General features: G+C 62.9%; 17 protein-coding genes and 1 pseudogene. 7 read left to right on the top strand and 11 right to left on the bottom strand.

Annotation, left to right across the window (positions count from 1 at the left end; all coding sequences use genetic code 11):
* Positions 1 to 145: 145 nt before the first annotated feature.
* Both FB460_RS11945 and rpsO read right to left on the bottom strand, forming a co-directional pair.
* Positions 146 to 2,338, bottom strand: a pseudogene (locus FB460_RS11945) (polyribonucleotide nucleotidyltransferase); the annotation flags it as partial.
* 259 nt (positions 2,339 to 2,597) lie between these two features.
* Positions 2,598 to 2,861 (bottom strand): 30S ribosomal protein S15, encoded by a 264-nt coding sequence (gene rpsO / locus FB460_RS11940; protein ID WP_142094428.1) that lies wholly within the window; start codon positions 2,859 to 2,861, stop codon positions 2,598 to 2,600.
* A 163-nt stretch (positions 2,862 to 3,024) separates the two neighbouring features.
* On the opposite strand from rpsO, the gene FB460_RS11935 reads away from it, so the two are divergent.
* Together FB460_RS11935 and FB460_RS11930 are read left to right on the top strand one after the other, a co-directional pair.
* Positions 3,025 to 3,723, top strand: coding sequence for an AzlC family ABC transporter permease (locus FB460_RS11935; RefSeq protein WP_142094427.1), 699 nt, complete (start codon positions 3,025 to 3,027; stop codon positions 3,721 to 3,723).
* On the top strand, positions 3,723 to 4,028 hold the full coding sequence (locus FB460_RS11930) for an AzlD domain-containing protein (RefSeq protein ID WP_142094426.1): 306 nt from the start codon (positions 3,723 to 3,725) through the stop codon (positions 4,026 to 4,028). The genes FB460_RS11935 and FB460_RS11930 overlap by 1 nt, the downstream gene beginning before the upstream one ends.
* On the opposite strand, the gene FB460_RS11925 is transcribed toward FB460_RS11930, so the two are convergent.
* The 9 genes from FB460_RS11925 to FB460_RS11885 form a co-directional block, all read right to left on the bottom strand.
* Positions 3,964 to 4,941 carry a bifunctional riboflavin kinase/FAD synthetase gene (locus tag FB460_RS11925; RefSeq protein WP_142094425.1) on the bottom strand — a complete coding sequence of 326 codons (978 nt, stop codon included), beginning with the start codon at positions 4,939 to 4,941 and terminating at the stop codon, positions 3,964 to 3,966. The two genes, FB460_RS11930 and FB460_RS11925, sit on opposite strands and share 65 nt — an antisense overlap.
* Positions 4,942 to 5,010: 69 nt before the next feature.
* Positions 5,011 to 7,938: an ATP-binding cassette domain-containing protein gene (locus FB460_RS11920; RefSeq protein WP_142094424.1), complete on the bottom strand. Its 2,928-nt coding sequence runs from the start codon at positions 7,936 to 7,938 to the stop codon at positions 5,011 to 5,013.
* Positions 7,935 to 10,271 carry an ATP-binding cassette domain-containing protein gene (locus FB460_RS11915; RefSeq protein ID WP_142094423.1) on the bottom strand — a complete coding sequence of 779 codons (2,337 nt, stop codon included), beginning with the start codon at positions 10,269 to 10,271 and terminating at the stop codon, positions 7,935 to 7,937. Before FB460_RS11915 ends, FB460_RS11920 begins: the two co-directional genes overlap by 4 nt.
* Positions 10,268 to 11,035, bottom strand: a complete 768-nt coding sequence (locus tag FB460_RS11910; RefSeq protein WP_142094422.1) for a hypothetical protein — start codon at positions 11,033 to 11,035, stop codon at positions 10,268 to 10,270. Before FB460_RS11910 ends, FB460_RS11915 begins: the two co-directional genes overlap by 4 nt.
* Positions 11,032 to 12,456 carry a SagB family peptide dehydrogenase gene (locus FB460_RS11905; RefSeq protein WP_142094421.1) on the bottom strand — a complete coding sequence of 475 codons (1,425 nt, stop codon included), beginning with the start codon at positions 12,454 to 12,456 and terminating at the stop codon, positions 11,032 to 11,034. The genes FB460_RS11910 and FB460_RS11905 overlap by 4 nt, the downstream gene beginning before the upstream one ends.
* 1 nt (position 12,457) lies before the next feature.
* Entirely contained in the window at positions 12,458 to 14,749 is a 2,292-nt protein-coding gene (locus FB460_RS11900; RefSeq protein ID WP_142094420.1) for a TOMM precursor leader peptide-binding protein, read from the bottom strand.
* Between the two features lie 45 nt (positions 14,750 to 14,794).
* Positions 14,795 to 14,980 carry a hypothetical protein gene (locus tag FB460_RS11895; protein ID WP_142094419.1) on the bottom strand — a complete coding sequence of 62 codons (186 nt, stop codon included), beginning with the start codon at positions 14,978 to 14,980 and terminating at the stop codon, positions 14,795 to 14,797.
* Entirely contained in the window at positions 14,980 to 15,813 is an 834-nt protein-coding gene (locus tag FB460_RS11890; protein ID WP_142094418.1) for a class I SAM-dependent methyltransferase, read from the bottom strand. Before FB460_RS11890 ends, FB460_RS11895 begins: the two co-directional genes overlap by 1 nt.
* Complete coding sequence (locus FB460_RS11885) at positions 15,810 to 17,039, bottom strand: cytochrome P450 (protein WP_170210085.1); 1,230 nt, start codon at positions 17,037 to 17,039, stop codon at positions 15,810 to 15,812. Before FB460_RS11885 ends, FB460_RS11890 begins: the two co-directional genes overlap by 4 nt.
* A gap of 345 nt (positions 17,040 to 17,384) precedes the next feature.
* Here FB460_RS11885 and FB460_RS11880 point away from each other — a divergent pair, with 345 nt between their 5' ends.
* The 5 genes from FB460_RS11880 to FB460_RS11860 all read left to right on the top strand — a co-directional run bounded on the left by FB460_RS11880 (position 17,385) and on the right by FB460_RS11860 (position 21,956).
* Positions 17,385 to 17,753, top strand: a complete 369-nt coding sequence (locus FB460_RS11880) for a hypothetical protein (protein ID WP_142094416.1) — start codon at positions 17,385 to 17,387, stop codon at positions 17,751 to 17,753.
* A gap of 22 nt (positions 17,754 to 17,775) precedes the next feature.
* Entirely contained in the window at positions 17,776 to 18,693 is a 918-nt protein-coding gene (locus FB460_RS11875; protein WP_142094415.1) for an ABC transporter ATP-binding protein, read from the top strand.
* A gap of 5 nt (positions 18,694 to 18,698) precedes the next feature.
* A complete protein-coding gene (locus tag FB460_RS11870) occupies positions 18,699 to 19,547 on the top strand; it encodes an ABC transporter permease (protein ID WP_142094414.1) in 849 nt (282 codons plus the stop codon).
* Positions 19,548 to 19,767: 220 nt separating this feature from the next.
* Positions 19,768 to 20,691 (top strand): cytochrome P450, encoded by a 924-nt coding sequence (locus tag FB460_RS11865; RefSeq protein WP_170210084.1) that lies wholly within the window; start codon positions 19,768 to 19,770, stop codon positions 20,689 to 20,691.
* 14 nt (positions 20,692 to 20,705) lie between these two features.
* A complete protein-coding gene (locus FB460_RS11860) occupies positions 20,706 to 21,956 on the top strand; it encodes a flavin monoamine oxidase family protein (protein WP_170210083.1) in 1,251 nt (416 codons plus the stop codon).
* Positions 21,957 to 21,961: the final 5 nt, after the last annotated feature.

Below are 21,961 nucleotides of genomic sequence, written 5' to 3'. Positions count from 1 at the left end.
CCTGGTCGGAGGATTCCTTCTTCGCGTCGTCCTTCTTCGCATCGTCGGAGTTGCGACGGCGACGCGTGCGCTTGCGCGGCGTCTTCTTCGGCTCGTCCTCTGCTGCCTCTGCCTCCCCTGTGGACGCCTCGGAGGACTCGGACGCCTCGGCGTCCTCGCCCTCGATCACGGGCACGAGCGAAAGCTTGCCGCGATCATCGACCTCGCTGATCTCGACCTGGAGCTTCTGGCCCACCGACACGACATCCTCCACGTCCTCAACGCGGTTTCCGTCGTTCAGCCCACGCAGCTTCGAGATGTGCAGGAGTCCGTCCTTACCCGGAAGCAGGGACACGAAGGCACCGAAGTTCGTGGTCTTGACCACCGTGCCCAGGTAGCGTTCACCCTTCTCAGGCATCGTCGGGTTGGCGATCGCGTTGATCGTGGATCGCGCCTGCTCGGCGGATTCGCCGTTCTCTGCGCCGATGTAGATCGTGCCGTCGTCCTCGATCGTGATCTCGGCCCCGGTGTCCTCCTGGATCTGGTTGATCATCTTGCCCTTGGGGCCGATGACTTCGCCGATCTTGTCCACCGGGACGTGCATCGTGATGATCCGGGGTGCGTACTGACCCATCTCGTCAGGCCCGTCGATCGCCTCGTTCATGACGTCGAGGATCGCGTGGCGTGCCTCACGCGCCTGCAGCAGGGCCTTGGCCAGCTCATCGGCAGGAATGCCGTCGAGCTTGGTGTCCAGCTGCAATGCGGTCACGAAGTCCTTGGTGCCGGCGACCTTGAAGTCCATGTCACCCAGGGCGTCCTCGTCACCGAGGATGTCGGTGAGCGCGAGGTATGACATCTTGCCGTCGATCTCCTCACTCATGAGGCCCATGGCGATACCGGCCACCGGGGCGCGCAGGGGCACACCGGAGTTCAGCAGCGACATGGTGGAGGCACAGACCGACCCCATCGAGGTGGATCCGTTCGACCCCAGCGCCTCGGACACCTGACGGATCGCGTAAGGGAATTCGTCGCGGGTGGGAAGCACGGGAACCAGGGAGCGTTCGGCAAGTGCGCCATGGCCGATCTCGCGGCGCTTCGGCGACCCGACACGTCCAGTCTCCCCCGTGGAGTACGGCGGGAAGTTGTAGTGGTGCATGTAGCGCTTGTGGTCCTCGGGCGCCAGCGTGTCGAGCTTCTGCTCCAGACCCAGCATGTTCAGCGTGGTGACGCCCAGGATCTGGGTCTCGCCACGCTGGAACAACGCCGAACCGTGAACGCGCGGGATGACGCTGACCTCGGCTGACAGCGTGCGGATGTCCCGAGGGCCGCGGCCATCGATGCGTACCTGCTCGGTCAACGTGCGGCGACGCACGATCTGCTTGGTGAGCGCCTTGAGCGCCCCGGAGACCTCGTTCTCACGGCCGGGGAACTTCTCGGCGAACTTCTCCTGCAGCTCTTGGCGGATGGCATGGGTGGCGTCATTGCGCTCGGTCTTGTCAGCGATCTGCATGGCCTCGGCGACGCGGTCACGCGCCTCTGCTTCGACGGCCTCGTAGACGTCATCCTCGTAGTCCTTGAAGACCGGGAAGTCCGCGGTCTCCTTGGGGAACTGTGCTGCAAGCTTGGCCTGCGCATCGCAGAGTGCCTTGATGAAGGGCTTGGAGGCCTCCAGGCCCTGCCCGACGACATCCTCGGTGGGAGCGGTGCGGCCCGAGCGGACCAGATCCCAGGTCTGCTCGGTGGACTCGGCCTCGACCATCATGATGGCGACATCACCGTCAGCCAGGACCCGTCCGGCGACGACCATCGAGAATGTCGCGCTGTCGAGCTGCTGCACCGTCGGGAAGGCGACCCACTGGTCTTCGATGAGGGCGATACGCACGCCACCGATGGGCCCGGAGAAAGGAAGGCCTGCAAGCTGCGTCGACATGGAGGCGGCGTTGATCGCCACCGCGTCGTAGAGGACGCTCGGATTGAGCGCCATGACCGTGACGACGACCTGGACCTCGTTGCGGAGCCCCTTGGTGAAGCTCGGACGCAGCGGACGGTCGATCAGTCGGCAGGCCAGGATGGCACCCTCGCTGGGGCGTCCCTCACGGCGGAAGAACGAGCCGGGGATGCGGCCCGCGGCGTACATGCGCTCTTCGACGTCGACGGTCAGCGGGAAGAAATCGATCGAGTCGCGCGGCGACTTGGCGGCGCTGGTGGCCGAGAGGAGCATCGTGTCCTCATCGATGTAGACGGCGGCCGAACCGGCTGCCTGCTGAGCCAGGAGGCCGGCTTCGAATCGGACGACGTGTTTGCCGTACTCGCCGTTGTCGAGAATGGCCTCGGTGTATTTGATGTCAGATCCCTCCATGGGATTCCTTCCTGTACGCGACTCCGCGTCCGGATCATTCGTCAGGAGGTGGTCTTCGATCGAGGCCGGCGGGTTCGTTCGCCCCGCAGGCCACTACCGAGGACCCACTCCGATGGATCCGGGCGCGGTCGTATCAACATTGCTCGTGAGTGGATGGTTGTTCAGTTTTCACAGCCAGCCTAGCGAAGTGGGCCAGATGCGCTGCGACCCCCGCCCGGACGGCGTCCGGGCGGGGGTCGCAGTGAAGATCATGCAGACGTCAACGACGCAGGCCGAGCTTCTTGATGAGCTCGCGGTAGTGCTCGATGTCCTGCTTCGCGACATAGTTGAGCAGACGACGACGCTGACCGACCATGAGCATCAGGCCGCGACGGCTGTGATGGTCATGCTTGTGCTCCTTGAGGTGCTCGGTCAGGCTCGAGATACGGTGCGTGAGCAGAGCGATCTGGATGTCCGGCGACCCGGTGTCACCCGGCTTGGTCGCGTACTCTTCGATGATCTTCTTCTTCGTATCGGCGTCCATGAACGCCCTCCTCCCGGGGTTTCCCGTTGCGCGGCGCATCCGGGACCTGCGCACCAGGTGGTGCGTGCCGATGGATGCTCTTGGTGATCCGCGGCCGTCGTGACGGCAACCTCGACAGGATACCAAGGGTGCATCCAGTCGCGAAATCAGGTAGGAAAGGCCCATGCCAGTCGCCACCACCCTGCCGCTGCGCGACTCCCCCGGCTTTCGTGCGGGCATCTCGATCGCAGTCGCGGTGGGGCTCTATGGCATCAGCTTCGGTGCACTGGCCATCGCTGCGGGGCTCACCACCCTGCAGGCAATGGCGCTCAGCGCCCTCATGTTCACAGGCGGATCGCAGTTCGCGTTCATCGGTGTTCTCAGCGGCGGCGGCTCCCCCGGCGCCGCACTCGGAGCGGCCAGTCTGCTGGGCGTCCGCAATGGTGTGTACGGCGTCCAGATGAATGCGCTGATCCGACCGCCGAAGCGTCTCAAACCCGTGGCGGCCCATGTCACCATCGACGAGTCTGCTGCCACTGCGCTCGGGCAGGAGGGGCCGACAGAGCGTCGACGCGGTTTCTGGACCGCAGGGCTGGGTGTCTTCATCCTGTGGAATCTGTTCACCCTCGTCGGCGCTCTCGTCGGCGAGACGATGGGCGACCCGAACGCCTGGGGGCTCGATGGCGCAGCGGTGGCCGCCTTCCTGGGGCTCCTGTGGCCGCACTTGAAGAAGCGCGAACCGGCAGGCATCGCCGTGGCAGGAGCCCTGGTCACGGCATTGTGTGTCCCCTGGGCACCGGCGGGGGTGCCGATCCTCGTGGCCGCTCTCGTCGCCACCACGATCACGCTGTGGACCGGACGTGGCATCAGGAGTGATCGCTGATGTGGTGGTGGCTCCTCGGCGCCTGCGTCATCTCGTTCGCCATCAAGGCGGTCGGCTACCTGATGGACGCCGACAGGCTCCAGCACCCGCGGTTCCTGCATGTGGCAGCAGGGCTCACCGCAGGGCTGTTGGCCTCACTCGTGGTCACCAACACGTTCACCGATGGTCAGACCCTGACCATCGACGCACGACTCGCCGCCCTGGCCGCGGGCGCTGCGGCTCTCGCCCTGCGGGCGCCGTTCATTCTCGTGGTCGTGGCCGGAGCGGTCGCCGCAGCCATCGCTCGCCTTCTGGGAGCGCCCTGAGCGAGGCCCGACAGTGATCGACGTCGAGGCCGATCTGGTCGATGAGGGAGTCGATGCCGGTGAACTTCACATTGCCCCGAAGAAAGTCGACGAAGTCCACCGCGACGGGAACCCCATAAAGATCCAGATCATCCCGGTCGATGACATGGGCCTCGACCACCGCATCCGCCACATCATCGAAGGTCGGGTTCTTCCCCACCGAGATCGCGGCAGGCCACACTTCGGGTTCATCCACATCGAGACGACGCATGTATCCGCTGTAGACCCCATCGGCCGGGACCGCACGATCACGCGGCACGGGCAGGTTCGCCGTGGGGAAACCGAGCTCACGCCCGCGCTGGTGGCCACGCACCACGATTCCGCTGAACCGGAAGCGGCGCCCCAGATGTTGCTCGGCCTCGGCCACATCGCCAGCAGCGACGAGGCGCCGGATCTCGGTGGATGAGGTGGTGGTGTGGCCGGTCTGGATGAGGTCGACATCGAGTACCTCGAGCCCTGCGGCTCGGAGATCATCCACCGTTCCGCTGGCCCGGTGCCCGAACCGGAAGTTGCTGCCCACCACGACGGTTCCGGCGTTCAACGGACGCAGGATCTCCTCGATGAAACGCTCCGGCTCCCAGCTCGCCAGCTCGGGAGTGAAGCCCACGACCTCGACGTGGTCGGCTCCCGCATCGGTCAGCAGGCTCGCGCGCTCCTCCAAGCTCGTCAACAGCCGCGGGGCCTTCTCGGGCCGTACCACGGCCATCGGGTGGGGCCAGAACGTCACCGCCACGAGTTTGCGCCCAGGATGGATGCGGGACGCCTGCTCCAGAACGGCTTGGTGGCCCCGGTGGACGCCATCGAAATTGCCGATGACCACCACCGAGGCTCGCTCCGATGCATCCTCTCGCGCGGGCTCAACCTCAAGCGGCATTACTTATCCTCATTCAGCAAACAGCATCCCCATTAGACCGAACGAGATCATAGCGACAGCGATGACGTCTCACACCCCTTCGGAGTGGAGACGGTCCTCGGCCTCTTGTGTGGCGGCCAGCTTCGCGAACAGCCCATCCTGATCCTGGAGCAGTTCTTGATAGGTGCCCGTCTGCACGATCTTCCCGCGATCCAACACCAAGATCTTGTCAGCCTCGGCAATGGTCGACAGTCGATGCGCAACCACGATGCGACTCGCGTTGAGCATGCGAGTGGATTCAGCCACAACTCTCTGGGTGGGGTTGTCCAAAGCGCTCGTCGCTTCATCGAACACCACGAGGCGGGGACGCTTGATCAGGGCCCGAGCGATCAAGATTCGCTGCCGCTGCCCACCTGAGATCCCGGTGGCACCAGAGTTGATCAGGGTCTCCATCTTCATGGGCATCGCGCGAACATCATCAGCGAGTCCGGCCATCGTGGCCGCGTCCCAGATCTCCTTCTCCGTGAAGTTCCCCGAAGCAGCGATGTTTTCACCGATCGAGCCATTCATCACCTCACCGTTCTGAAGGACGACCCCCCACTGACGGCGTACCGCTGCAACATCCAGCTCCCACAGGTCGGTTCGGTCGATCAAGACGCTGCCCGAATCTGGGCGTTCGAATCCCAGCAGCAGTCGCAACACGGAGGATTTGCCGCTGCCGGAGGGCCCGACGATACCAACGAACTCTCCGGGCTGAACCTCGAAGCTCACGTTGTCCAGCACCATCGGCCCGTCGTTCCCGTAGCGGAACGAGACGTTGCGCATGGCTATGTGGCCAGAGACCTCACCGGGCTGAGCCTTCTCGACGCTGGCTTCTGGCTCGGATGCCAAGATCGGCTCAACGCCCTTCAACAAAGGCGCGGCCTGAGTGAACAGGGGGATGTTGAACACGAACTGCACGACCGACCCCATGAGCAACTGCGCAGCCGTGATGAAAGTGATGAGGTTCACCAGGCCGGGGCTGCGATCCTGTGAGTAGAGGGTCAGGGCCACGATGGTGACCATCGTCACAGGGAGCGCTGCCGCGGCCAGCATCTGCAGGCGATCCTGAAGCTCACGACTGCGCTGCCCGAGATCCTCAGCGCGCTCCTTCAGCAATGCCCATCGGGCCAAAGCGCGCTCCTCAGCTCCGGCGATACGCAGTTTGGGCACGGCACTCAACAGTTCAAACGACATCGCTTCAACGCGCTGACTGGCGACATATCTCTGCATCTGGAGCCTCAGGTCACTACGCATGGTGAGACCCATGACGAGCCCGAACAGGGCAAGTTCTCCGACGATGACCGCGGCGAATGTTGGCACTGAAACCAACATGACCACCAGTTGGGCGGCCCCTGTGAGAAGGCCGAGGATGGCACTGACGAACGCGCTCGACAACAATTCGGAGGCTCTCGCCACACCGAGCACGATGGTGCCCAAGCGGCCAGTCGACATGTTGGCGAAGAACGGTAGCGGCAAGCGCAGTACCTTGCCCCAGATCGCCGATTGACTCCGCGATGTCAATAGTCCCTGGGCTCTGAGAACGGTGAGATTCTGCACCGCGGAGAAGGCCGCCACCACCAACGCTGCCAGAACCATTGCGATGCCCGCCTGCACGATGAGCGGACGATCGGTCTGTTCGATCAGACTGCCCATGATCCGACCGTTGAGAATCGGTGTGACCAGGCTCAGTGTCACCACGATGACCGTGACCAGAAAGAACCTCAAGATCTCGGGATGGAGCCCCCGTGCCGCGAAACGCAAGAGGTCGCCGATCGTTCCGGCGTCCTCGGGAAGCGAGGGGTAGATCATCCACGCATGGCGGTCCACGAGCCGTTGGTTGGTGCTGTTCACACGCTCGGGGTCGCGATCGTCGCCGAATTCGAACAGATAGCCGCGATCATCTGGGATCAGCGCGACCGGCTCTCCACTGCGTTCGGCCACCAGCGGGCCCAACTCTTCCAGCCACCAGCCCTTCTCCAGACGCACGCGCCGTGCGCGAATCCATCCAGTCCGCCCCAGCTCGTCGAAACTCTTCATCCGTTCCAGAGAGTGGCGGACCGCCGATGGTGGCGCCCATCGATGGCCCATCTCAGCCAAGACACGCATCACCGCGGTCAGGTGCGAAACACTTGTACTACCGAGTGTCGGGCGTCCGGCTTCAACCACCAACCGGTCCTGACGACGCCGAATACCATCGACGAGCGCGGAGTTCTGGTCCCGTCGCGCCGCGGCACGCGCCGCGGCTGCTCGCCCCTCGCGACGCGCCCGTCGGTCGTAACCGTAGAGGAGTCGGGTGAAACTCGTGATGGCGAGGACCCAGAAGTCCTCCTCCACGAGAACCTCGGCCGAGTCCCAGCATCGTACGGTCGTGCCGCTCTTCGCTGTCGCCCAATGGCGTCGCGACATGCAGATCCATTCACCATCGCGGTACCGGTTTGACAACAGGCCGTGCACCTGCAGTTCACCGTGCGCAACTTGGACCCAGACTGCTTCGCGCACCGGGCGGACGACCGAACCCGCGATCACCGAAACGGTTCTTCCCGCTTCCAGTGCCGTGAAGTCCTGCGGCGGTAGCTCATCTTCCCTTGTACGGCCCACCTTGCTCACCGTCGTGTCGAAGCCCTTGGCCAAGGCCATCGCAAGTGCTCCAGTGGGCTCGTGGGCCACCGCTGTGCGAACTGCTGCGAAGTCGACCCTCAGAAGGCAGCCATCTTCAAGCAACCGTGCCAAGAAGCGGCGCATCGGCCCAGGCGCGGGACCGATGAGCAGATCTCCAGGACCGAGACGTCCAGCAGACACCCATTGACCCACCGGAGTTCCGTCGTCACTCATCGTGACAGCGAAGACATCCACACTGCCCGATGCGACGACGTAGAGCTGACCCGGCTCGACGATCGTCGCCGAGCCCGAATCGTGGACGATCTGTTCCTCGATGAAACCGTCCCAGACAGATGGGACGGCAACCACCTGCGTCATGCGGACTCCTGCCCTTCCTGAGAACTCGTGGCGCCACTTGTGATGAGGCGGTGGTAATAGCCTCTGGCTTCCAGCAACTCGTGATGACGTCCCGATTCGACGACGCGCCCACGCTCCAGCACCAAGATCCGGTCCGCGTCACGAATGGTGGACAACCTGTGTGCAATCAGCATCACCGCACAACCACGTCGGCGGATGTTGTCGATCACCCGCGTCTCGGTGACCGGATCCAAAGCACTTGTGGCCTCATCGAGAATCAAAAGGCTGGGCGAGGCAGCCAGAGCTCGCGCAAGCTCGAGACGCTGCCGTTGCCCGCCGGAGAGGTTTCGGCCCCCTTCGACAACACGGGCGTTCGTCGCTCCAGCTCGCTTGGCGGTGTCCTCGAACAGCTCGGCGTCCTCGAGGGCCTGAATCACCACTTCATCGGGCATGTCGGGGTCCCACATCGACACATTGTCACGCACCGAGCCCTCGAACAGGACAACGTTCTGGTCGACATAGCCGATCGCCCCCGTCAACGCTTCCGCGCTCCATTCGGTCCGTGGACGTCCATCGATCAGCACCGAACCTGAAGTGGGAGACTCCAAGCCTGCGACGATCCGCCCGACCGTGGACTTGCCACTCCCCGAAGCACCCACCAATGCAAGTCGCATGCCAGGTTCCACGGTGAAACTCAGATCGGTGATCCACTCCTCCTCCTGCCCGGGGAAGGCGAACCCGACCGACTCCAGTCTGATCGCACCGCTGGGCTTGTCATCACTGCGCACGCGGTCTTCGACTGCTTCCGATGCTTCTGGTGTGTCGACGGGAGGCTCGCCCTGCTCCAGAAGGTCCGTCTCGTAGTTCTCCACGTCACGCAGTCGCGCAACCTGTACGCCCAGTTCTTGCAGCCGACTCGCCTGATTCGTGATCTGGGTCAACGGCACGTTGATGGAGCCGAGAAGGGTTTGAAAGGCAAACAGGATTCCTATCGTCAGGGCTCCATCTGCTGCACGAAGTCCCCCGATCGTGACCACCAGAGCCGCGTTGATGGTGGAGAGAAGCGTGGGCAGCACCGAGAGTGCCGCAGTGGCCTGACCGAGCCGTTGGCCCTCGGTGATGACCCGGGCCATGAAACCGGCCCATCGGTTGAAGGACACATCCTCGGCGCCAGAAGCCTTGACCGTCTCGATGGTGGCCAGCGTCTGCAGAGTGGTCACCGTCAGCGATGCCTCTCTGGCCTCTAGCGCAGCGGCTGCCTCGGTGCGGGTTCGAATGACCAGTTGCAGCACTCCCAGATTGATCCCGGACACCGCCAACGCCAACGCTCCGAGGAACAGATCGCGGTGCAGCATCGCAATGCCGTACACCCCGATGAGCAGGATGTTCGCGAGTCCGCGGAGGATGTCACGCGTCAAGGTGTGGATGACGATGGTGCTCGTCATCACTCGTCGCGCCAACTCCGCGGGGTTTCGTTGCACGAAGAAATGCAGCGGTAGCCGTAGGAGATGCCGCACCAATTGTGTGGACCGTGCCAGACCCAGTCTGGTCTCCGCAGCCCTCAGGTAGTAGTTCTGCGTGATCGTCAGCACGATTGTCGCAATGGTGCTCAGTGACAACCCAGCAACACAGATCGCAAGGGCCACAGCAGACCCTTCGAACCCACGGTCGAGGAAGAGTCTGCCAAGGAAGGGAACTGCCAACCCTGGCACCACGAGAACGACAGCGGCCAGCATCGCCAGAGGCAGGGCTCGCCCATTGCGATTCAACCGACGTGAGTAGTCCCCCGCCAGAAGGGGCTGGTCACCACCAGGTTCAAATTCCGGCCCAGGGACGAGATCCAGAATGACTCCAGTGAAACCCTCGTCGAATTCCCGCAGCGTCATGGTGCGACGTCCCATGGCCGGGTCATTGACATGGACCACGATCGACTTGCCACGCCGTTGGAACCCTTCCAACACCATGAAGTGCTGGAAGGCCCAGTGGATGATCACTGGATGATCCAGTTCGGCGAGGTCCGGAAGGTCGATGGTCTTTCCTGATCCCACCAAGCCATAACTATGGCCGGCAGTGACGACCTTCGCTGCATTGGCGCCGTCGCGGGACACTGCGCACTCACGACGCAGCTCCTCGAGCGGCACGTGGCGTCCGTGGTACCGCAGCAGAATGCCCAAGGACGCGGCACCACATTCCACCGCCTCCATCTGGATCAGCGTTGGAGTGCGCTCCGGACGCCCCCGAGCAACACGTTTCTCGAGGGCTTCCTTCAGACTTGGGCGCTTCTTGGCAGAGCGTGTCTGCAGACGGCCAGTGCCATCCGCGCTGCGCGTCTCGTGTTCGAAGGATGTCGTCATGACCCCACCAAGCTGATCGGAGATGCCTCTCCCAACCGAATGTCGGCAGTGATCGGCGTTTGGGACCTAAGCTCATGATCTGGACCCGTGCGGCTGGTCCATACGTAGCCGCTGGGTGTGTCGTCAGAGACTTCAAGTTCCACTGTCACGGCTGTGGGCGGTGCAGCATGTTGCTCTCCACCAGCCAAGGGGAACTCCGCCACCGTGGAAACACGCCCCCGCAAGAGTCCGAATTGCCTGGAGTTGACGCCGGGTACTCGAATCAGGACCACCTGGTCGGGCTCGACCATCGGAATCACATCGGCATCGATGAACAGCGTTGCCACAAGGTGCCCGTCCTCTCGGAAACCACGTTCGAGTGAAATGCAATCCGAGCCCGGCTGGACGATCTCTCCCGGCATGCACTCGGTGCTCACAATGCGCCCATCACTCGGGCTTTCAATCTCGATCGGTTCGCCTTGAGCCGGCTCGATGACCAGGACGACTTCGCCCTCCTCCACGACGCTTCCCGGTCGTACTGGGACGTCCAACACCTGCCCACTCGACACGGCTTGGATGGAGATCATCCCTTCGGGATAGCCCAGCAGACCACTGGCGGTCGTCGTTCTTGGAATACTGCCCAAGAAACCCCAGATGCCCAGAAGTGCCGTCACGATGAGGATCACGAACACGGCAACCCAACCTCGAGGACGGGCCAACTGGATCGTGGTGTCAAGTTGATCGAACTGGCGCTTCTTCTCAAGCGCCTTGAACCGATACATCATGAACGCTGTTCCTCATCTCCCGGAATTCCAACCACGAGAGCGCCCACTTGACCCTCGATGAGCGGGTCGATCTTGGTGGCTTCGTTGAATAGACCACCGCTTCCCCCACCCAGCGCGCACACACCAAGCCCCATGGCCGAAGCCACCAGATACATGTTCTGTGTGACCACACCCACGTGTTTCAAGGCCAACGGATACGCCACGGTCTGGTACTTCCACATGATGCGGGAGAAGCGAGCGGTGAGCAGCACGGTCACCGGAGCTGGCTCACCACCGGCCACCCTGCCCGCATCGGCAGCAATCGTCGCCACTACATCGTCTGATGCCTCGACACGAGCCAGAGCATGCTTTCTTGCCTGATATCGCCACAGCCCAGGCGCCAACTCATCACAGCGAGTGACCACCACGTAGGTGTTGATCTCGTGGATTGCCCCGCCGGACGGGTACGGCCGATCGACCACGTCGAGTCCCTTCTCCCCTGAGCGGACGCCACGGGCTCGCATGGTGCGGAACAAGAGCTCTGACAACATGGCCAAGGTCGGCGCACGTTCAGCGCTGAACTCCCGGACAGATCGTCGCTGCTCGATGGCCTCGGCCAGGGACATCTCCGACAGGCCACGAACGTGGAGATCCACCGGGGGAAGAGGTATCTCCTCCCCCAACTCGCCATCGAACGTGTCGAACGGTTCTGGTTCCACGTCTTCCAGCGGATACGTTCCGCCGTAGGCCGCGACGCCACGCCCATCATGGAACTGGCGGTGCATCCACAGTTCCGCCGGAGACCACATGCGGCTCTCCGGCGCTTCCTCAGCGTCCCGCTCATCGAGCAGTGATGCCGACCACAGAAGATCGGCAAGACATGCATCGAGTTGGTCACGATCGTCCGCAAACCCATCCATGAGCGCGGGAACGTGGTCTCGGTGTACGTGGACCACAAGGTGACTCCGTCCTCCTTCCGCCCGGACCCACCCGTCATCCAAGACCCGCAGCACTGCCAGCCGTGCAAGTTTCAATCCCTTGGAGGGGGCCTTCGTCAACTGCACGGGTAGACCGCCATCGGTGCCGAGGCGGGCCACGACACGCCCGTCGAGCACCACCACATGCTCCAGCAGCCCTGCCATTTCAAGTCGTCGGAGAGCCACTTGGAATACGGCCACGGCCTGCAAACCCGCATCACCGCTGTTGGCCACCACTGAGTGCAGGAGGTCCTTGCTGAGACACGGTTCTCCCAGTCTCGCCAGGGTCTCCGCAACCACGGCCATGCCGACGGTGACCTCACGCGTCGTCCCTTCGTGGGTCAACCTCAGCCGGGTATCGGCTGCCTCTGCGCTCATCCCGTCTCGAAGACGCACATGAACCGCGGCGTCGCTCCCCACCACATGGGAGCCGCCGGTTGGGGATTCGATGTTGATGGTGGTCATGTCAGAAGAACACCCCTCGCGGGTTGAGCTGCGCTTCAGTCAGCGGTTCCTCGAGCCAGCCCATGGCAACAGGCGCGTCGTAGAGACGGCCCGGTGCGCTACGGGGCCAGAAGTGCCGCAGCCCAGGGGTGATGACCTTGACCACCGACAAATCAATGTCTGGGCGGGTCTGGTTCACCACGAGTGTCTCCACGCCAGCCCCCTGCAGTCGCTCCACGAGGTTCCCCACGGCCAGGTCGATACGAGCGCTCGGACGCGTGGCATCAGCGTCGGCCTTGGTGTAGGCCTTGAGGCCATCGTGGGGTCGCAGCCACGGATCGGTGTCCAACGTGACGGTCTTGCACCAGTTCAGCGTGGCGTCGTCGTCGGTCTGGTACAGGGTGTTGCCTTGGGCATCCCTGCGGACCACGTAGGGCAGGAACTGGTTGAGCTCGGTCATCGATCGGAACATCGCGACGTGGGGGTCGGGATGACATCCGAACCCAAGCATGATGTCCTCGACGTCGTGCTCCCGGCGGGACAGCGCTGCGAACGTCGGAACACCGATGTCGGAGGTCAGATCGAGCATCCACAGGCTGCGATCCATCTCGGCATAGAACTCCTGCAACCGTGCGATGTAAGGGTCACCGAACGAATCGAGATCGACTGCCGGCCGCTGCACCCGGCTGAACCACCACAGTGCAACCGAGTCTCGTTCGAGCACCTCACAGAGTCCTTGGAGAATGGCTTCTTCCAGAGTGTTGCCGGCCGCGCCACCATTGGAGTCAGTGCTCACATAGTGGTGGGTTCTCGTATCAGGTTCCCCGTACCAGATGAGGCCACCGGGCACGAGTACCTCCTCACCTGTGGTGAGCGACCGCGCCTTGGTGAAGTTCGTTTCACGATCTTCATCGAACCGCTTGGGAATCCGGTGCAAACGATGATCTGGCAGCTTGTTGAGCGTTGCTCGGTTGTCGTACTGGGTCTCCGAAAACAGCAGTGAATCGTGGGGGTGCAGGACGCGTGCTTCGTCCCGCAGGCGATTGAAGCTACCCCGCACAGCAGGAACCTGAGGACTCCAGACGCCGCAGTAACGTTCCAACGCCTCACAGATGGCACTTGCCTTGGCCTGCGCCTCGGTGCGTCCCTTGCCGCCACTTTGCCCCCGCATGTTGCTGCGCAGCAGCGCCACGTCATCACTGATCATCGCGAAGTTGTGTCCAGCCCCGAATGAGTACGTGACGCCCTCGGTGTCCACTCCCAGGCTCTCCAGGCGTGACACTGCACCCAGGTAGGGGCTGATGTGGTGCTCGAGACGTGCCACCGTTTCCTCGGGGCTACACACGCGGAAGCCACCATCCTTGAGATCGGTCGCAGTGGCTTCACCAAGCTCGAACCCTGCAGTGTTCAAGGCGCGATCCGGGTCGCCGCAAGCACTGCACTGCGGCTGGTGAATCAAGGCGTGCTCTTCCACCTCGAGTGTCCCTGGATCAACACTCAACATCACGCCGCTGGTACGCATCTGGGTTTCGCCGATGAGATTCGCCACCTCACGTGCAAGAAAGCCTGCAATCAGGCCTTCGCTACCCGGCAGGAACCCCCGGACCGATGCAGCCGCATAGTCGTGGCTGTTCTTCTCCGCCAGATAGCGTTCGACTTGCCGATTCGCCGTCAGGCGCTGGTCGAGGCAGCGCCAGCATCCAGTCTCACCCGGCATGAACGTGGGGCCCACCCACAGGGTGCTTCCCAAAGGACGTGTGAGGAGCCAAGGGGACTCGGTAGCGACTCGGTACTCGTTGATCTCTCGGAGCGAGGGCTGCAAGTAGTCATCGCACATGACCACGAGCAGGGAGGAATCCCCCACCTGTCGCCACTCACTGGCGGCAACCACTGTCACGGCACACCCGAGCCCCTCCAGTGCCTGTCGCGACTGTTCAGCGGCCTGGGCAGCAGCTGCTCGTTCATCCAGAAGAACGATGCCCACCGTGGTCGAGCCTGCACGCCCCCGCACTGCGGAGGAGTCCAGACCATGGCCATCCAGGTAGGCGGCGAAGTCGTCACCGGTGGGTGCTCCCTCCATGAGGTAGCCCGCCTGACACATGCCCTTGGTGACTGCGAAGGCCGTCATGGGCGAGATCTCAGGCGCCAAGGCCGCCACCACCTGAGACAGGTTGCGTTGCCCATTCACCTGCCGTGCTACCGCTACCGCAACCGGGTTGTCCAACAGGACGTTCATGTTCTCCGACAACAAGAACAACTTGTCGGTATCGACGAAGTGCACGTCGAGGCTCTCTCGGAAACGCAACGGGGTCATGCTGACGAACTTCCTTACTTGTGTCTATTGGTGTGTGGGGCGATCTCAGTACCGGGGCTTGCGGACCAGCAGCCAGCCGGCCACCAAGGCCACGAGCCCTACGACGCCGAAGATGGTTCCGGGTGCAACGGCCATCGGTTGCTGGTTGAAATTGACCACCGAGAGCACCACCCCGACGATGCCGCTGATGAAGAAGAAGATTGCGATGAAGATTCGCAGGTTGGCATTCATTACATGACCCCTTCCGGTCTTGTGTGGACTGACGTGGTTTGGCTCGGGTTGGTGGCGTGGACAGCGTGGATGTTGAGGGAGATGAAGGCATCGGGATCGGAGCGAACCGACTGCCATGCAGCTGCAAGCCGTGCCATCTCCGCCAAGGACAGAACCTTTTGCACGACTAGGCCGGCATGTCGGGTGGGTGACAGATGAGGCTCGAAATCGTCGATCGGACGGGTTGACGAAGCCACGTGATCCCTTACCCGGCTGACTTCGATGAAGCCAGCGGCCTTGAGCTCGTCGGGCAGATGGCCGACCACTGATCTGTCGCTCCCACCGCGCGTTTGGAATGCGGAGATGCGTTGATAGATCGGCTCCAGAGTGTGGTCCTGAGGCTGGACGGTTCCCCAATCGGAGTCATCGACATCAATCACCACCACATGGCCGCCTTCGGCCAAGGCAGCCCGGCAACGAGCCCACATCGATCCACGGCTCTCTGGGGACAGATGCTGGGCCACGTATCGGATGATGATGAGTTCGTAGGCCGATTCCGATTCATGCACCAACGTCTCGTCGGGTCCGATGAGCTTGGTGGGTTCGGCCACCAGCGCCAACATGTCGCCGTCGATATCGGCCCCTACCACGGTGGTAGCCGGCCAGGCGTCCCGCAGTCGACGGGTGAAAGCCCCCGAGCCGCACCCAAGATCCAACACTCGGGATGGCGTGCGTCCTGTGAGCAGCTTCTCCAGGATTCTCAGTTCGGCTTCGAACGACAGTTCCGCTTGACGTTCCAGCCGACGCAGTTCCCATGCCAGACTGGGCCCCATATCCTTGGGGTCGTAACTCATATCCCGCGCTCCGTTTCCACAATGACACGAGCCCCGTCTGCCGGCCGCAGGCTGATCAGGGCTTCGGGGACCGGCATGGGGCCCACCGCACGCAAGCGCAAGCGTCGCAGGATCGTAGCCACCACCAACACGACTTCCATCAGGGCCAGATGTTGCCCAATGCAAATGCGATCCCCGGCTCCGAACGGGAAGTAGGCGGCAGGCAAGGGGCCCGCTTCAAGGAACCGCTCGGGCTTGAACTCATATGGATCGTCCCACCACCGAGCATCGTGATGCTGCAGCCATTGGCTGAGCACCACGAGCGTCCCCGAAGCAATCTCGATCCCCCCGATGGACGTCTCCGTCGTGGAGCGACGACTCATGGACCAAACTGGAGGGAACAACCGCATCGACTCGCGCACCACGGCCTCGGTGAGTGGCATCTGGGCGACCTTGTCGCGTATTGAGCCTTCCCTGCCCAGAACCTGGCGTGCCTCGGTGCGAACCTGCTCCTGCACGTCTTCGTGTCGTGCCAACAACAGCAGTGTCCAACTCATCGCCCGAGCTGTCGTTTCGTGACCTGCCATGATCAGCGTGAGCACCTGATCGGCCAGGTCGGGCCCGCGGTGAAGACGCATCAACTCGTGCATGTTCGACTCGGGTCCATCACTCCGGTAGGCGCCGGACTGGATCAACGCGCCTGCGATGGCACGAATCAACCGTCGTGCCTCACTCACCTTTTGAGGGGGAGTTCCGGTCCGGTTGGCACCTCTCCCAAGATGGGCATTGAGCTCGGCAACGGCCTCCCCGAACGCCGGTCCAATGGTGGCCGCATCGACGTCGAGCAGCACCCCTACCAGCACGTCCAGCGCGACGCTGGACATTTCGCCGTCCACACAGCGCGCGCCGGGCTCACGCTCCCATGCCTCTGTGAGCGACTCGGCGATGTCAAGAATGCGTTCGGCGGCTGGTACCACCCGCGCTCGACGAAACATGGGAGCCAGAACGCTCCGTTGACGCCGCCAAGGACCGGCTTCTGCGGTGAGCAGGCCTTCTCCGACGAGACCACGCAGCAATAGATCATCCGGCGTGCCTGCCTTCGTGAAACACCCGGCCGCGGAGCCGAGGACCTGTTTGACGTGGTCGGGATGGTTGGCGAGAACGATCTGCTCTCCGCCGGCCTCGTATACAGAGAGGTCTCCATACCCGGCCTGTTCCGCGAGGAAGCGCAATGGGTGGTTCCGCACCTCGTCGAGGCTCACAGCACGCGTCGGGACACGGCTGTGTTCCGACGCGGTCCGTGGGGAGCACATTCCCCGAGAAGCGGGCGCTTCGGCTGGTTGCTGCATGACCACCATTCATCCACTGGCATGCGGGTTTGGGAAGGGCTCCGAGCACCCCTGCGTATGCGGAATCGTCCAATGCGAATCGTTCTCCGACTGTTCACCTTCACCACTGCGTGCACCGTACGCATCGAGCCGAACGCGGCAGCGAAGTTACGTACCCCTTCAGTACCGAATGCACTTGTTGGGGCCCAGTGCTCCGGCGAGGCTTGGGCAGGTGCCGACACATGGCAAGACGAGAGGGACAGCGTGATCGCGGAGGAAGAGTTCATACGGCTCTATGCGGCAGTGCTCGTGCAGTTCTGGTCCGACGACGACTACGCCGAGAAGCTCCGCGATTCCCCACGGGATGCCCTGGCGGAAAAGGGCCTCATCGTCCCCGAATCGGCAGACGTGACCATAAGCTTCGAACCCTCCACCACAGCGAGTCCTGAGCCCGAAGCCACCAAACTGCGCGAGCACTACCAGGCATGGGTGGAGGGACACACCAACGGCGTTTGTCGGCTCGTCATCCCCAACGTTCCACAGATCCCGTCCAGTCCGCTGGACGTGTCCGAGCTGAGCCAAATCAACGTGGCCGGGCACTGCTGCTGTTGCCCGTGCTGCTGCAGCATCTGATGCCAAGCAACGAGGAGTGACGATGAGCGAGAATCCGATCGAGGTCAAACAACTCGTCAAGACCTACGGCGATTTCAACGCGGTGGACGGGTTGGACATGGTCGTCCACCGCGGAGAAGTGTTCGCACTATTGGGCCCGAACGGTGCAGGCAAGACCACCGCCGTGGAGATCATGGTGGGTACCCGCACCCGCACCTCGGGCGAGGTCTCCATCCTCGGAGAGGATCCCGGGAAGGACCGCCGAGCTTGGCGAGCACGAGTCGGCGTTGTCCCGCAGAACACGGCCGACTTCGCAGAACTCACCGTGCGCGAAGTCGTCTCGCACTTCACAGCGTTCTACCCGAACCCCTTCGACCCTGATGAACTCATCGAGATGGTGGGACTGACCGCGAAGAGCCGCTCCCGAGCATCCTCGATGTCCGGAGGTCAGCGACGTCGGCTCGACGTTGCTGTGGGAATGGCCGGCCGACCCGACGTGCTGTTCCTCGATGAGCCAACCACTGGCTTGGACCCTGAAGCGCGTCGCCAAGCTTGGGATCTGGTGCGCTTCTTCAAGGAACGCAACGTGACCACAGTGCTCACCACGCACTATCTGGACGAGGCCGAAGCACTCGCCGACAGGGCTGGCATCATCGCGCGTGGACGCATGCGTCAGGTCGGTACCTTGAGCGAACTCACGACGCTCGCCGGTCACACCACCCAGGTCATCTGCGATCCAATCGACAAGGACGAGCCTCGGCTCCCGAAGGAACTGGCTGTCCCCTTCAACGATCACACCGGCCGAGTGTCGCTCGCCACGGACCAGCCGACCCGCGTCGTCCAGGAGCTCGCGTCATGGGCCAAGGAACGCGGACACGATGAAGTCCCTGGCCTCATCGTGAAACGTCCCACGCTGGAAGACACCTATCTTGCCCTCGTATCCCTCGAGAAGACGGAGTGAAAGAGATGACTGCCCAACTCGCGAACGTGGCCGCGGTCCACGCCGACGAACCGAGCATGCCTGGCATCGTGCCTGCCACCCTTGCGCGAATCAAGGTGGAGCTTCTGGGCTTCATCCGCAATCCTCAATCGCTCGTCTTCACCGTGTCACTGCCCCTGCTGCTCATGCTGATCTTCGGATCTGTGTTCTCAGGCCCGGTTGAGGGAACCGACGTCGACTTCCGCCAAGTGTTCATCAGCGGCATCATTGCTGCTGGCGCCATGAGCACAGCCTTCAGCGGCTTGACGATCAGCGTCGTCATCGAACGAGAGCACGGCATCATCCGCCGGATGGCCTCCTCACCCATGCCGAAATCGGCCTACTTCATCGGCAAGGTACTGATGGTCCTCATCACAACGGTGTTGGAGGTCGCTCTCCTGTTGCTTGTGGCTGTGCTGTTGTTCCAGCTGGACCTGCCGGCGACAGCCGCACTGTGGGGCACATTCATCTGGGTGTTGTTGCTCGGCACAGCGGCCTGCACGATGGCGGGTTTCGCCTACTGCGCGCTGATTCCCAATGCGAAGTCCGCAGCCGCAGTCACGACTCCACCTTTCATGATCCTCCAGTTCATCTCCGGCGTCTTCTACCCCTTCCACATGCTTCCAGGGTGGATGCAAACCATCGCCTCCGTCTTTCCCCTGGCTCCCATGACCCGCGGCTTCCGACACGTCTTCCTTCCGGACACGTTCAAGGCCGTGGAAGCTGGCGGAGTCTGGAATCTCCAAGGAATCGTGGTCACCCTGGTGGCTTGGATCATCCTCGGCACCTTCCTCACCGCTATCACGTTCAAGTGGCGAGGGCCCCGTGTCCGCTGATGCCACCAAACGGGCTGGAATCTGGGCCCCCCAAACTCTTCGCAACCCGATACCGACGTGGCATCGACTTCAGCGTGAAGATCCCCTACATCTGGACCCGGCCAGCGGATTGCTGGTGATCACACGTCATCGCGACGTGATGGCCGCCCTCAGCTCTCCAAACATGTCGGCCGAGCAAGCCCAGCAGGATCGACGAGACGCAGGCGGGGTTGTTACTTCCATGCTCACCACTGACGGCGCCGAACAAGCCCGTCTCCGAGCTCCCGCCCAAGCGTTGCTGGGGCCAGCCGCTGTCGCAACCATGCGTCCACAGATCGCCCGTTCAGTTGAAGCGTCCATCGATTCGGTCGTTGGCAACGAAGGCCCGGTTGACAAGGTACTCGCGGACCACACCGCTGCCGCCGCGTTGGCTGCCGTCCTCACGACCGAGTTGTCCGCGAAGTTCCTCCAGATGGTGAGAGCCTCGCGACTCGTACTCAACCCACTGCCCCAACCCGCCCTGCGGTTGCAGACGGTGGCCGCCTCGACGATGGTGGATCGGTGGACGACCAGCCACGTGGCGACACTGGCGGACGTTTCCGAGCCACAGTGCCCAGCAGAGCGATTCGCCACAGATCCACGACTCTCGTCGCAGGAGAAGGCGGCAACAATGGGGCTGTGCATAATCGGTGGGTTCAGTCCCCTCACCGATTTGGTCACCTCGGGTCTCATGCTTGCAAGGGACCCCGAGCTACGCAGCAAGATGCTCGAAGCGCCAACAGCGTTTCTCGAAGAACTCGTGCGGTGGCAGAGCCCCGTTCCTTTCGCCGCGCGCCAAGCCCTGCAAGACATCGATCTGCCTTCCGGAACCGTTCGTGGTGGACAACGCTGCTTGGTGCACCTTGGCGCTGCCAACCACGATCCGGAACAGTTCGAGAACCCTTCTCTCTTCGATCCCAGTCGCGAACAAGGCCGGCCTCTGGGATTCGGTCATGGCGCGCACTACTGCATGGGAGCGGCGTTGACCCGCATCGCACTCCCGACAATCTGGACAGCCATGCTCGACCGATGGCACGAGTTCGTGTTGGAAGGTGATTCGTCGTGGACCTCTGAGCCCTTCCCCCGCCGCATGCGACCGGCTGCCCTGCGATGGGCAGCACGGTGAAAGGTCATGGTCGGATGAAGATCGTGGTCGTGGGAGCCGGCCTGGCTGGCCTCACCTGTGCCGGAAGTCTCGCGGTCGACCACGAGGTGAGCGTGTTGGAAGCGACCAACCGAATCGGCGGTCGAGTCCGCTCACTACGTCCGCAGGAAGGACAGTCCACAACGGATCCTGTCGTGGAGCTCGGAGCCCAGGTCATCCATGGCTCCGACAACCCGCTGCTCCATGACGCGATGCTCGCCAGCGACTGCTCCCCGGCGGCAACCTCACTCGAACGTGGAGTGATCGTGGTCGATGGAGCCGCTCGCCCGCTGACCGGGGACACCCAGGTCTCCTCCCCCCTTCGTACCCTCACCATCTTGAGACACATTCACAAACAACTGTCCGGGATGGGGATGGGCTCGGTGAGCGTACAGCAAGCGTTGCGCATGGCGCGAGTGTCCCGCCTTGACCAGCAGGTGTTCATCGAATGGTTCCAACAGAACACTGCAACCGCCGTGGCCCATACGTCACTCGGCTCGTTCTGCACCGAGGACTGGTACGCCGGCTCCTCCGATCAACAACTACGAGCGGGTACGGGATTGGAAACCCATTTGCATCGTTGGGCCGCAGGCTTGGATGTGCGCCTCAGCCATGCCGTTCACGAGATCCGTCTGACCAATGATGGGGTTCAACTCGTGCTGGAACACGGAGTCGTGGACGCCGACAAGGTTGTCATCACCATCCCCCCGCCGCTGGTCGCCAACGGTACTCTCAGGGTCACCGGTCTACCGTCTTCGCGTATCACAGCAGCTGGTCGACTCGAGGCCGGCGACGGTGTTGTCGTGGCTCTGCGACTCGAACAGCGCGCAACCGGCGAACGCTTCACATTCGACGGCGACGGCGGTTTGGGCCACGTCACCGTACTCGGCAATCAGCAGTATGTCGTGGCCGTGAGCAAGGGGCCGCAGGCATCGAAACTGCGTGCTCTCGCGTCCTCACCGACAGCCTTGACGCGCGCTGTGACGGCCCTCGATCCCACGTTGAAGATCACCGATGATCCGCCACTGATCGAGGATTGGTCCTCGGGACCCTGGCGTGCCGGTGCTTTCACGAAACCGGGGCCCGAAGTGGCCGCCGCAGCCGCCACATGGCGACAACCGTGGGAAGAGCGGGTGTTCTTCGCCGGCGAAGCCAGCCAGGCACAGGGACGCGCTCCGTTCTTGGATCAAGCTCATGCATCTGGAGTTCGAGCCGCCAGCGAAGTACGTCAGCACATCAGGAATTAGGAGAG

Origin of the sequence: Propioniferax innocua (assembly GCF_006716235.1) — a bacterium.
Taxonomy (GTDB): Bacteria; Actinomycetota; Actinomycetes; order Propionibacteriales; family Propionibacteriaceae; genus Propioniferax; species Propioniferax innocua.
The sequence above is the reverse complement of the archived record's forward strand: the minus strand, read 5'-3'. Positions and strand labels throughout refer to the sequence as shown.